Source organism: Enterococcus sp. DIV0086 (genome assembly GCF_050498705.1).
Lineage (GTDB): Bacteria > Bacillota > Bacilli > Lactobacillales > Enterococcaceae > Enterococcus > Enterococcus faecalis.
Genome location: NZ_JBNIDN010000001.1, coordinates 43,507 through 55,963, shown reverse-complemented (window position 1 = coordinate 55,963; position 12,457 = coordinate 43,507). Strand labels below are relative to the sequence as shown.

The 12,457-nt window shown below is 37.1% G+C and carries 11 protein-coding genes; 3 read left to right on the top strand and 8 right to left on the bottom strand.

Annotation, left to right across the window (positions count from 1 at the left end; translation table 11 throughout):
- Positions 1-85 precede the first annotated feature (85 nt).
- Complete coding sequence (locus tag IGI63_RS00275; RefSeq protein WP_010817161.1) at positions 86-379, top strand: hypothetical protein; 294 nt, start codon at positions 86-88, stop codon at positions 377-379.
- Positions 380-392: 13 nt separating this feature from the next.
- Positions 393-671, top strand: a complete 279-nt coding sequence (locus IGI63_RS00270) for a hypothetical protein (RefSeq protein ID WP_002363681.1) — start codon at positions 393-395, stop codon at positions 669-671.
- A 21-nt stretch (positions 672-692) separates the two neighbouring features.
- Here the strand turns inward: IGI63_RS00270 and srtC are convergent, their stop codons facing one another.
- From srtC to ebpA, 4 genes are all read right to left on the bottom strand, one after another.
- Positions 693-1,550 carry an Ebp pilus assembly class C sortase gene (srtC, locus tag IGI63_RS00265; RefSeq protein WP_002360607.1) on the bottom strand — a complete coding sequence of 286 codons (858 nt, stop codon included), beginning with the start codon at positions 1,548-1,550 and terminating at the stop codon, positions 693-695.
- Positions 1,551-1,643: 93 nt separating this feature from the next.
- Positions 1,644-3,527 carry an endocarditis and biofilm-associated pilus major subunit EbpC gene (gene ebpC / locus IGI63_RS00260; RefSeq protein WP_429975109.1) on the bottom strand — a complete coding sequence of 628 codons (1,884 nt, stop codon included), beginning with the start codon at positions 3,525-3,527 and terminating at the stop codon, positions 1,644-1,646.
- A complete protein-coding gene (gene ebpB, locus IGI63_RS00255; protein WP_429975108.1) occupies positions 3,524-4,954 on the bottom strand; it encodes an endocarditis and biofilm-associated pilus minor subunit EbpB in 1,431 nt (476 codons plus the stop codon). The genes ebpC and ebpB overlap by 4 nt, the downstream gene beginning before the upstream one ends.
- Before the next feature lie 3 nt (positions 4,955-4,957).
- Entirely contained in the window at positions 4,958-8,422 is a 3,465-nt protein-coding gene (gene ebpA, locus IGI63_RS00250; protein ID WP_429975966.1) for an endocarditis and biofilm-associated pilus tip protein EbpA, read from the bottom strand.
- 174 nt (positions 8,423-8,596) lie between these two features.
- Between ebpA and IGI63_RS00245 the strand changes: the two genes are divergently transcribed.
- Positions 8,597-10,018, top strand: a complete 1,422-nt coding sequence (locus IGI63_RS00245) for a helix-turn-helix domain-containing protein (protein ID WP_002382000.1) — start codon at positions 8,597-8,599, stop codon at positions 10,016-10,018.
- A gap of 21 nt (positions 10,019-10,039) precedes the next feature.
- Here IGI63_RS00245 and IGI63_RS00240 read toward each other — a convergent pair whose 3' ends face one another.
- The 4 genes from IGI63_RS00240 to IGI63_RS00225 all read right to left on the bottom strand — a co-directional run bounded on the left by IGI63_RS00240 (position 10,040) and on the right by IGI63_RS00225 (position 12,403).
- Positions 10,040-10,225 (bottom strand): hypothetical protein, encoded by a 186-nt coding sequence (locus tag IGI63_RS00240; RefSeq protein ID WP_429975965.1) that lies wholly within the window; start codon positions 10,223-10,225, stop codon positions 10,040-10,042.
- Between the two features lie 412 nt (positions 10,226-10,637).
- A complete protein-coding gene (locus IGI63_RS00235; RefSeq protein WP_002358131.1) occupies positions 10,638-11,033 on the bottom strand; it encodes a DUF805 domain-containing protein in 396 nt (131 codons plus the stop codon).
- A gap of 70 nt (positions 11,034-11,103) precedes the next feature.
- Positions 11,104-11,817, bottom strand: coding sequence for a DsbA family oxidoreductase (locus IGI63_RS00230; protein WP_002369662.1), 714 nt, complete (start codon positions 11,815-11,817; stop codon positions 11,104-11,106).
- Positions 11,818-11,956: 139 nt separating this feature from the next.
- Positions 11,957-12,403 (bottom strand): GNAT family N-acetyltransferase, encoded by a 447-nt coding sequence (locus IGI63_RS00225; protein ID WP_002390030.1) that lies wholly within the window; start codon positions 12,401-12,403, stop codon positions 11,957-11,959.
- Positions 12,404-12,457 lie beyond the last annotated feature (54 nt).

Sequence of the window (12,457 nt, the reverse complement as noted above, 5' to 3'; positions counted from 1 at the left end):
TTTTTCATTATTAATAATTTTATGATATAACTAAAGAGTAGACAAAAACAGAGTCATTATCTCTGATAAGAAATGGTGGTTTATTATGCGTGCTAAGTTATTTTTAATTTTGCGGAATCGAGTGTTATCCCGTGTTGTCTTTGTCATTCTATTTTTACATGTGTTTTTTACCACAAATGATTTCACGGTGTTGCTGCTCCTCTTACTATTGAATTATTTACTCACGCTTGAAGATAGCGCGAAAAAAAACAGAAAAATCCAAACTTGGCAGGAATTTAAACAGTCGATTGATTGGCCCTTTGTCGCTTTTTATTCAGGGCTTGCTCTTTTAGTTATTTCGTTAATACTTCTGTTTCTCTGGTTCAATTATGCACGATAAGGAGGATTAAAAATTGAAAAGCTATTTTTTTACTCTTTTTTTTAGTATGTTTAGCCTTTTCGTCATACTACTTTGGTTTTCTGGATATGATAGTAAGGGATTTCTATTGGCCCTTACAGATTTTCTAGGTTTTTCTATTATTCACCAAACGCCTGTGCTGGATACTTATTATTCCCAGCAGCCTTTAACAACCAGAATGTTGATTTCTTCTGGGCTTCATTTTTGTACTTATTTTTGCTTAGGTTTGGTCATTGATTTACTACGTAAAGGGTTTAAAAAAATAAAAACATAGTCACTTTTATTATACGAATCGTTAATTTCCATGCTTTCTGGTCGTCTTTTTCCGCCGCTTGTACCAGATAATGAAGCCGCTAATAATTAACGCACAGGCAATTAAAAGTAATGTCCATAATAGTAAATTTTGTTGTTGTGCCACTTTTTTCATTCCTGCTGCTGCTTTTTCTGGTTGATATGGGATACGATGTCCTCGAACTAATAACCGATGACTGTTTATCATATACGGTGTGCAAGTTAATAAAGTGACGAGATCTTGGCCAGACTCAATGTGTAAATCTTTTGTATCAGTTGGTTCAACGGTTTTTATTTGATCTACTTGATAAGCAAGCGTCTTCCCATTAACTTCGATATAAAATTCATCGCCTTTTTTTAATTCTGGCAAATCTGTAAATAATTTGGCTTGAGGGAGACCACGATGTCCTGAAATGACCGCATGTGTATTCGCACCACCTGTAGGATAGGAGGTTCCTTCTAACAAGGAGCTTCCTTTTTCCAATAGTAATGCATTCGTTTTATCAAAAATTGGTAAACGGACATTTATTTTTGGGATGGTTAAAACACCTATCGTATGACTTTCAAAATAGGATTTGTCTGGTTTTTTCGTTGTTTTTTGCGTTTCAGAAAAAGGATCTAATCCAGGATTGCTGCCTTTTTTCGCTAATTCTTGGTTTTTCTTTTCCATTTTTTCTTGAAGTTCAGCCATTTCTTTGGTGTTTTCTTGGCTTGCTTTTGCTTGATAATGAGCGATAATTTGTTGATCCAGATAGTTATTTAATGCATCGCTAACAAAAGGATACGCAAATGCACCTATTCCAATAATCAGTAAAAGAATCATAAAACCATCAATGATACGACGTTTCTTTTTTGACTTCATTGCTTCCTCCTTAAAAATAAAGCATGAGAGCCTGGGACAGTGATTGGCCCAGGCTCTTTGTTTTTCTAAAAATTTCTTCGGTGATGCTAGAAATTAAGCATTTTCTTTTCTACGTCTAGCAAAGTAGACTCCTGCAATAAGTAGCAAGACTGCGCCACTTCCTAAGTAAACGTAGATTCCTTTGCCACCTGTTGAAGGTAAGGTACCTTTGTGTTTGTTTGGTACTTTTTCTGGTGAAACTAGGTTTTCTGTTGTGCCATATGATTGTTCATTGATCACAAATTCAATCCGATTTGTTAACAAGACATAATCATCAGGAGCTACAGTTTCTTCTAAATAATAGGTACCGTATTTAAGCCCTGTGATATCAACTAATCCATCAGCCGTTGTTGTAAAAGTAGTTGCTTCAGCTTTTGTTTTCACCCAAGTTGCTGCTTTCGTTGTTTCATCGATTTTCAAATAATTTGCTGTGTCGCTGTTTTGATCACGGACGACAAAGGAAGCTCCCGCCAAGGCTCGTGTCGCTGTCACATCGCCATCGACTTTAATGAAACGTTTCCCACCTGTCACAACTTCAACAGTTGGTGGTGTTTGGTCGTCGGTATGACCGTTATCAACATTCGCCTCATTTTTAAAGCCTTTCGTAGGATCTGCTTTTTCATTTAAATGCATAAAGTAAACGAATTTTAGTGTGCCGCCTGGCGTTAACGTAGGAATATATGCTGGATTAACGGCGACAGTGAAGCCATTTGCTTGTTCAGTCACTTGATAATTTTCAGGAGCAATCACTGTATCCCCATCATATAACGCATAGGCATACTCTCCAGAAGTCACGTTATCAAAAGTTAAGGCTGCATCATGTTTATCAACTAAATTGAATTTGACGTATTTATTAGCGTCACCTTCTTTGTCTGCAATCCCCAATGGAATATTTACAGAAATTTGATATTTAATTTTTTCGCCAATTGCCACATCTTTACCATCTAAGTTTGGTGTTGTTTTATCAACTTTAGAGGTATCATTTTTGACTGTTTTTTCAACAGGTGTTTGATTGTTTGCTTCAATTGTAAATGGTGTTTTTGTTTGATTTTCAATTAATTCTGCATTATTTGGAGCTTTTACTTCTTCTAAAATATACGAACCAACCTCAAGATTTTTAACTGTTAATTCTCCCGTTCCATTCTCTGCTTCTGTAAAATCATTTTCGCCAATTTCATAACTTTTCCCAGTAACAAAGCGTTTTGCTTGTTCTTTATCCGTTGTCCATGTATATAATCCATCTTTGACTCCTTGGATATATTTTACTGTGCCTGGTGAGCCTTCGCTTTTAGAAATAACAAATTCTGCGCCATTTAATCCTTCATTTTCAGCAGTTCCTACTTTTTTCACATGTAAACTACCATCATTGGCTACCACATTTTTAGGATAAATATGAACAATCGCTAATTCTTCTGTTCCATATTTATAGGAACCATCTGCTTGCTTGATCATTTCGTAAACTGGGAACGCCACCACCATATTCGTAGCAGCAACTACACCCTCTTTTGGTTCTTCTTTAATGGTATACACTGCATCTTTACCATTTTGTTTTTTAGGTAACTGAACAGTGACATTCCCATTTGCATCGGTGGTTCCTTGAGCAACAGGTTTCCCAGGAGTTAAACTTTGGACAGCTTGTTTAGCTGCATCAACGCTTGCGCCTGCCGCTCGTTGCTCGTAAAATTCGCTCGTCACGTTATAAATACTAAACGTCACATCTGCCAGTCCTTGATATTTATCAAACTCGCTCATTTCTTTCCCGCTATTTTGAATAAGCGGATCTGGTAAATCCGTCATTTTCTTTTTGTGAATCACGAGCTGTGCGCTCTCCCCATTTTCTTCTGCAAATGCAGTTGTTGTCCCTAATACACTCGTGAAAAGTGGCAAAATTAGTAACAAGGTACTAACGGTGTACCAAACTTTTTTTAATTGCTTCATTTTCTCTCTCCTCTTTTTTGTTTTTGATAAAATAGCCAAATGACTACCAGCCCAATGATTAGCAGGCCTGCAATCGTCAACCAAATAGAACGTTCTTCATTTGTTTTTGGTAAGAAGCCTGACTCTTTTACTTTTTTATTGATTACATGTAACGGTGCTGTTCGTTGTCCGTTCGTTGCATAAGAATTTTTTTCCACCGTAAAAGGAATTTCTGTTTGATTCAGAAGATAACCTTTTGGTGCAGAGATTTCTTCCAAGAAGTACTGGCCATCTTTTAAGACTTTAACTGAAAATTCACCGGCTTGATTAGACGTGAATTTTTTAGCTAATGCTTTTTCTTTTTGCCAACGATACCCGTTTGCTGTTTCATTGAGGTACTCCCCCGCTTGATTTTTGACGATAAAAACAGCCTCTGGCAAGGTGATTTTCGCATTTTCACTATCAACTTTGACAAAAGACTTGCCGCCTGTACGAACTACGGCTCTTTTAGTCAAGGTATGCTTGTCCGTGACTAATTGTCCTTCGTTGTTAATCGCAGTGTCTGGTTCAGCGGTCTTTTCTAAACGCATTTGATACGACACAGTCATTGTTTGATTTGCAAAGTTTTGTAAGTCTTTAATTGAAAAATCAAGCGTAAATCCATGCTTTTGCGTCGTCAATGTGTAACCTGTAGTAACTGTTTTTCCAGCCACTTTTACCTCAATTGATTCTGGTAAAAGTGTCAACGTTGTATCCGCCTTATCTGACAAACGGAATTCCTGATATCCTAAAATATTCGCTGGAATCTGAGTCGTTAACTGATAGTTAATGTGCTCTCCTTGATTAAAGCCTTGTTGCTTATCGAGTACCGTTTTTTCAAGTGGTGGTAAGTCATAGGCATTTTCTTCATTTTTTGGATATAAATGAATATGCGTTAACGATTGCCCTTGTGGATCTTGAACAGGCAAAATCACTACTAGGTTGCTAGCTTTTTCCTTTACCACTTCCGGTGCTTCCGCTTCAACAAATAAATAGGCTTTATCTCGTTGCTGCGAATCTTTGCTAGCTAATGAAAAAGAAACCACTCCATCTTCTCCATTTATTGTCTGTGTTTTATCTTCTGCGATCGGTTTTCTATTTGTTGCACCGGTTTCTGCTAATTGACGCTGTGCCTCTTGAACCGTTTTTCCTTCAGAACGAAGCTGATAAAACGGATCCGTCACATCATAGACTTGATAAGTGACGTCATTTAAGCCCCGATAATTTTGAAGCAGCGTTCCCTCTTCCCCTGTGTTTTGCTGCTGTTCTGGTAATTGACCATCAGGGAACAATAATTTGTGCAACGTAACTTGAACGCTTGCTTGAGATGCTTCTGCTAATGCTTGCTGTGAAAACCCGAAAAGAGCGAGTAGCATGACGCAAATACTTAACCAACGTGCGTTTTTCATCGATTACACACTCCCTTCTGGTCGTCTAATAAAGAGATAAACACCCGCTATCACGAATGTACTAATCGCTATCAAGTAAAACCACAAGCGTCCTATGCCACCAGTTTCAGGTAAAGGAACCTTTGCTTGGTTAGTAACATCTAAAGTAATTTGATTATTCTTCTCTCCAGAAATTAAAACATCTGCTACTTTTTCCCCATCTATCGTGACTGAACCATCTTCACGAATTATTAATTCGATTGGTTCTTTTAACCCCTGATATCCTTCTGGCGTAAAGGTTTCTGTTAGGACATATTTCCCTGGTTTTAAGTTTTCAAAAACAAAAGTATCCGTTTCTTTGCCATCTTTTGGTAATTCAATATCCGTATCTGGTCCTGTTAAACGGAATTTCGCTCCTTTAAGTGGCGTCTGATTATCGGCTTTTTTATGAACCGTTAAGTCAAAAGGTTTCAAATGATTTTGATGTGTCAGTGTCCATTCTGGCGCATTTTCTTCAATATTTTTGCCTGCATAGTGAATTTCCCCATATTTATCAACAGTAAATTCATAATTTCCAGCAAGAGTGTCGTAGCCTAATGGTCCTGATTGTTCCACCATTCGATACTCACCAGGTTCACTAATTTTAAAATAGCTCAATCCTGCAGTATCTGTTTTTTGAGTTGCCACAGTTTGGTAACTTCCTTGAGCATTTTTTCTTTGCAACGCAAAAGTCGCCTCTGCTAAGTTCACTTGTTTGCCATTTTGCATGGTGTATTTTCTAATTCTGATTGGCAAAGAAGAAAATTTATTTTCAATTTCCAATAGAATAACTTGATTTGTGGTGGCCACTTCTTGTCCATCGATGCTTACTTTGCCTTGCTCACTCACCTCAATTTGCCAAGTCGTTTTCTTGCCTAACTCATGTCCTGCAGGTGCTTTTACTTCAGTTAATGTATAGCGTTCCCCTTTTTGTAGGCGCACATCTTTTGGCAAGGAATAGCTACCATCTTTATTGTCCACTAATGTTGTTTGAACATTTTTACCACTCAATTCAAAGACGGCTCCCACTAAGTTTTTCTCACCTGAGGAAGAATTTTTGATTACTTTTAAATCTAATGGCTTGAATTGCTTCGTATTTTTCCAAGTAGTATCGTCGATTTTTTCTTGACTGTAACCAGGAACTGCTAATTCACGGGTTGTTTGGTAATTGAAAGCTTGTCCTTGATTGTTGTATTGGGGAAGTCCAAGAACTTTTTGATAGCTTTCATCCGCGGTTTTGGAAAGTTGGGTTACATTTTTGCGCTCCCAACTATTGCTGGTATCATTTTCTGGTTTTGATAATTTAATATACCCAGTTTGCCAGTTGGCTGTGTCAGTTACTTGCTTTCTACTAATTTCATAAATCACATTATCTGGCCGACTTGTTGGGTCTTGATCATACTCTTCCCAGATTTTTTTCACGTTTAACTTCACGCCAGGTGCTTTTCCAGAAGGAACCCCAAAATCAACTTTTTCAGGGGCCGTGGCTAATGGCTGAAACGTTGTCCGACCATTCATTTGATACCAAAAATCAGGTTTGAAGTTTTCTGACTCTGTTTGAATACGTACTTGATAATGAATTTGAATTTCTTGCCCTTTACCCAAATAAATCTCATTACTATTAATTGTAGCGCCTGTTAGCGACACTTCTGGTAATGTTTGAACCTGAACAGGACCCACACTTTTCATTGATAATGTATTTGGCTCGTATTTAAAAGGTTCAGCAATTGGATCAACTACTTTTCCGTTTACAACCGTTCCTGAAATCTGAACGGCTTTTTTCGCTAAATAATCAGAAATGTCTGGTGCATAATCCGCGGATTCATAATAAAGGTCTCCATTTTCATCGGCTGACACCATCTCACGCATTTTATCTTCAACTTGTTGTTTAGATAAATTAGCTCGTGGATCGCTTTGCAATTGAATGCCCAATCCATGTATTTCAATCCCACGTTGTTTTAAGGCCATTGCCTCACCTATCGTGGCGATAAACGTACTGTTAATTCGTTTATTGATATTGTTTTGATCTGGCGCATTATAGCTACCAGAGATATAAGAAGTGCTACCTGGTTGGTCTTGTCGATTCGTAAATTGTGTCCCATAAAAGCGACCATCCGCCTCTGTTTGAACTCGACTCACTTTATAAGAGAAGGTTGGAACGCCATCCGTTAAAAGTACAATAACTTTCTTATGTCCATTTGGCGTTGCTAACATATCACCAGCATCTCTTAATGCTTTTTGAGTGAAAGTTCCTCCTCTAGTGCTACTTGGCGTAATATTTTTAATTGGATTTTTGACTGTATCAAACGGCCCCATTTGAATGGCGTTGTTATTATAACCGTCACTTGAGTAGCCAACATAGCCCATGTTGATGTTATTGGTAATACCGCTATCTGCCAATGTATCAACAAAACGGTTCACTCCTTTTTGAACTTCACCAATCCGATTGTTTTCATTCATACTTCCGGACCAGTCAACGACTAAGACCAAATCCAATGGCGTGATTTCTTTTTGAACATTTCCACGCACATTAAGATATACATCAAAAAGCCCTGGTGTTGTTGTTTCTCTAGCATATTTTCGGATGGCATAATCGGCTTGGTCTCCTGTACCGCCATACTCAATATAAGAATTTGTGCGATTAGTAGGGTCCCCATTCCAACTCGTTTGGCCATCCCATTGGGCACCACCGTCTTTATTCCCTTGATGGTTTAACACATTTTGATTGCCTGTGGGCTGCCACTTAGCTGTCGGATAAGTCCCAGAATTATCCGTCGTGTATTGTGGTGCAATTAAAGGCAGTGCCAGATTCGCTCTCAAAGTGGCTGGCGCCATTCTTGCTTCTGCAAATGGATTTGTTACCTCTTCTGTTGCGGTCGGCTGTTCTGTTTTTTCTGGAGCCGAATCATTTTTGTTAGTTTCTTTCGTATTTTCTGGTACAGTTATTTTTTCTGGTTCAGTTGATTCTTTAGCAGAATCCTCTACTGTTATTTTTTCAGAAGTAACTGAAACATCATATTCGTTGTTTTCATACAATAACTTAGGTGGCTGAGCTGTTTGAAGCGAACTTTGCTCAACAGCTAACGAAAGCTGTACCGGCTTTTTTACTTGTGCGTCCAAAGTCAGATAAAGCGTACCATTAGTCACTTGATAAGAATATCCGTCTTTTTCAATTACAGCAGTATCCATGAACTGTGCATTTTTCAATTGAATTTCTCGTTGTAATGGCTGCTCTGTTTGGTTGAGAAGATTTAGCTCGATATTAATATTCGTTTTATCATTCTCATCTGTTATCATTTGAGCGGATGTAATTTCAACTTCTTTGGCTGTTTCTGCATAGCCAATGAGCGGTATGAAATAGGATGAGACAAGTAAAAAGACTACGCCGAAAACCCCAAATTTCTTTAGTAATTTAATGTCTGTTCTCTCCTTTCTTTTATGAATTAACAGTTAAATTAGAATTGCCTAGCACGTAAAATTTCATTATTCTAATCTGATAATTATTATACAGAGAAGGAGCTCATTAAATCACACCAGCTTTCATACCAAGTGGTTTCATTTCTGAAATTGCGTTATTGTTTCGATGATTGTTTCATTAAAGTAAAGGACTTGGGAGGAAACAATATGATTAGGTTTTTAGAAAAAAATTATCGGAAAATGGAAGAAATCATTCGTGTCTTATCCATTTCTGATAAATGGATGACTAAAAAAGAACTTGCAAAATATATTGGTAGTTCTGAGTCTACTTTTATTCGTTATATTGAGGAGATTAAACAGCGTTGGGGCGAAAGTTTAACCATTAAAACATCGCATAAATTAGGCTATCGTTTAGAAAACTTTAATGTGTCCTTATATTTAAACGTACTGACGGATATGGCAAAAACGTCAACGACCACCCAATTGCTCCATGAGTTTATCCAAAATCCTGGCAAAACCATCGAATATTATTGCGATACCATCAATATTAGTCGCTCTTCTTTTGCTCGAAAATTGAAGCAGTGTAATCAGGTCTTGGAAACTTACTCTCTTCGCGTTATCGTTGATCAAGGCTATCAATTAACTAGCCAAACAGAAGAATTGCCTTTACGTATTTTTACAACCTTTTTCTTTTTAATGTATTATGGTCATTATGAATTGCCTTATCAATTAGATAAGCAAGAAATCAAACAATTAATGCGTCGTAATCAATGCCAATTAAATATTATTAGTATGGATAACAGTTATGAACACGATTTCTTTATTATGTATTTTATTGTTGATTTATTAAGAGAGCATCAAGGATTTCAACAACGTTTCCAGAAAAAAACAGATAAAAAGAGTCCAATCAAAATGGAAGATTATCTTTTACTCAGTCGTCATTTTACTGGACTCAGCCGTGAGACCTATCGAGAAGTTCTCCGGTATTTTCAAAGAGGCGCTTTTCAGCAATACTACTCCGAAGACCAAGAAGTCATCAGTCAAAGAATACGTGAAAATTTAAAATTTAATGCTTTTTCACAGATTGAACAATTAACAGAAGAAGTCGTCGACTTCGCTGTTCACTTGTTAACCTGTCTTTATTTGTTTTCTCAATTAGTGCCTTTTGACACCTCCGAATTGACACAAAGGGCCACCTTTTTCACTCGACAAATTCATTTTACTCAGCTTCACTTATATGCACGATTAAAAGCAGAATTGCATTTCTTTTCCGCTCTTTTAGAAACAAATCTATTAAACTATTCATCTTCTTATATTTTTTGGTTGCTTAATACTTTTCCAGAAATTAACCAGAGTTTCGACTCAAAAAAGATTTTGATTATTAGCGACATGGGCCTGAATCATAGTCAATATATTGGAAACTATGTCCACGATATTTTAGCTTTGCATCGGATTCGTTCAAATACGTTAGCAATTACGGAAGAACAATTAGGTGACCATCGACTCGAAGAATTTGACTTGATTATTACCAATCAACCAATTATTGAAACCAGTGTTCCAAGTATTTTAATTAATGATGCTATCTTATTTTCTAACAAAAGAGAATTGCTCGATTTATTAAACTTTTAACGTCTTAATGGTTTTCCCTATCTACCAAAAAGATAGCCCTTTTATCAAGAACCGCGTAATGTGAGGTGCCATCATACAGAAGATATTTTTATTTTTCTGAAATAAAAAAGAAAATGAGCCTGGGACAAAAATCACTTTGGATTTTTGTCCCAGGCTTAAAAATTGATAAACGGCGGGAACAGAAGCAACACTACGCGTTGCTCCGATCTCAACAACTTCTAAGGTGTTTTCTCGACATGCGTCTCGTCACAGTACAGCCTTCAAAAGAGCTACAGCTCTAAGAGTTGCGATGTTTCACTGTGAAGCATGAACAGATGAAATCATCGTACCTACTTGGTGAAGGTCCTTCGGAAATAAGCCGAAATTGACTTTCTCACACAAGTGTTCGGCGTATCTTAATCCTTCCAAGTGTTGAGAATCACGAAGAACGTAGTGATTCGATGATGAACAATACCTACTTGGTCTCCAAAAATTATAGAACAATTTTCGGAAATTCCTTCTTATTGCTTTCTCGTCAAAGACTCGTCGCAGTTTTGTCCTTGAGAGTTCTCGGAGTTAAACGCTTCTGTCCCGACCTCATTTTCACTCTTAAGATAATCAGCTAAACGAAACCAGCAAATTAAATTTCTGATTGATTCACTGGCCATCTTGTGTGACTTTTACTTGGCAAAATTAATGTAATGAAGATCACTAAAGTACCGATAAAAGGAAGTAAATAGAATAAAATCCACCAGTTACTGTGGTCGCGATCATGCAATCTTCTTGCTCGAACAGTAAAGTTTGCCAACCAAATTAAAGCAGTCAGCAAGAAAAAGATAATGGTCACCGTATTCCATTCTTTAATGATTGTTCCATCATTGGGTGTTACTTCAATATATCTGTAAACGCCCGTAATTGCTGAATAAATCCCTAACACCAAATAATTAATTAATTGTGGCCACCAATATTGTGCTCGTGTTGCTGACGCATTCATTGTTGTAATATTATTCCAGTATTCTCTATACGCGTTAAACATATTATCACCCCCGCATTAACTATTACAGAAGTCTTTCGTTTTGTCAAAGAATAACGTTATTTTATGCTGCTTAATGACACGTCCATGTGCCTTCCTTAAACTCACACGAAGCTGACTCTTCAGAAGAAGGAGTTAATGAAACTAACGGTTGCTGTTGTTTTTCTTCTGCGAGAATTTTTTGAATAGTTTGGCTGATTTGCTGTTTCGGTACTGCACCATTAATTAAATATTTTTGATTAATGATTAGTGCGGGAACTCCTTGTAGACCATAAGCAGAAGCTAGCGCGAAATCTTCTTGAACCGCCGTCCAAACAGCCTCGGAAGCAACAGCTTCTTTCCATAAAGCAAAATCAATCGTTGTCTCTTTTACTAGCTCCTCAATTACTTCTGGCTCTTCAATATTTAAACTTCTCATAAATAAACCTTCTTGTAACTTATCAAACAGTAACCAATAAGTGTCTTGGTTGCCAATGTATCCAGCTGCTTTTGCTGCTAATAATGCATTCTTTGATGTTGGAAAATCAAATCGTTGCTTCCTCATCCCTTCAATATTAAAACGATGCTTTGAATCGTTTTGATTGGCATGCACCCAATGCGTCAAAACTTCTTCTTTTACTGCTGCTCGTGAACCAAACATTGTTTCAAAATCGTTTGCTGACCATCCCAACGCAAACGACCGATGAATCAGTTCAATTTCAGGAAATTCTTGTTGAATCTCATGCATGCGGTCAGACATTGGAAAACAAAAACTACAAATAACATCATGGAAAAATTCTATTTTCATCCTTACCCTCCAGTAACTCTTTTTTCAAAACAGATTGAACTAAATTTACCATTTTACTTACTAAAAGTAAACAAATGAAGCCAATTAAAAGAAAAAGGTGAAACAAAATGCGCTATGGCTTTTGTCTCACCTGTTCTATCTACTTATTCTGATATGTCCATTCCATTACCCGCTCGCCATTCGTATCTAATTCACCATTAAATACAAAACCAAGTTGTTGATACAACCGAATTGCTGAGCTGTTCGTATCATAAACACTCAAGTATAGCTTGTTTGTTTGGTATTTTTCTATTAGCATTAACATTAAAAGTCGACAGGCTGCTTTCCCATAACCTTGTCCTTGGAACCGTTGATCAATTAAAAAGCGGTCTAACCAAACGCGCCCATCTTGCCAACGTCCATACATGGCATAGCCGATTAATTGATTGCCGTCATAAATACCTGCCGATTCCCATTCTGGAAATTGGTCCGATTCTTTTAGATTTTCTGCCATTGATTCAATGAAGGTTTGTTGTTCAGCGAAAACTTGTAGGTTTTCCACTGCTTTACGATTATCGCTTGTTACTTTTTCAAAATGTATTTCCATTGTTTTCACCTAATTAGTTGTTATTTTCTGCATACTTGTATTCTTTCTTGCTTC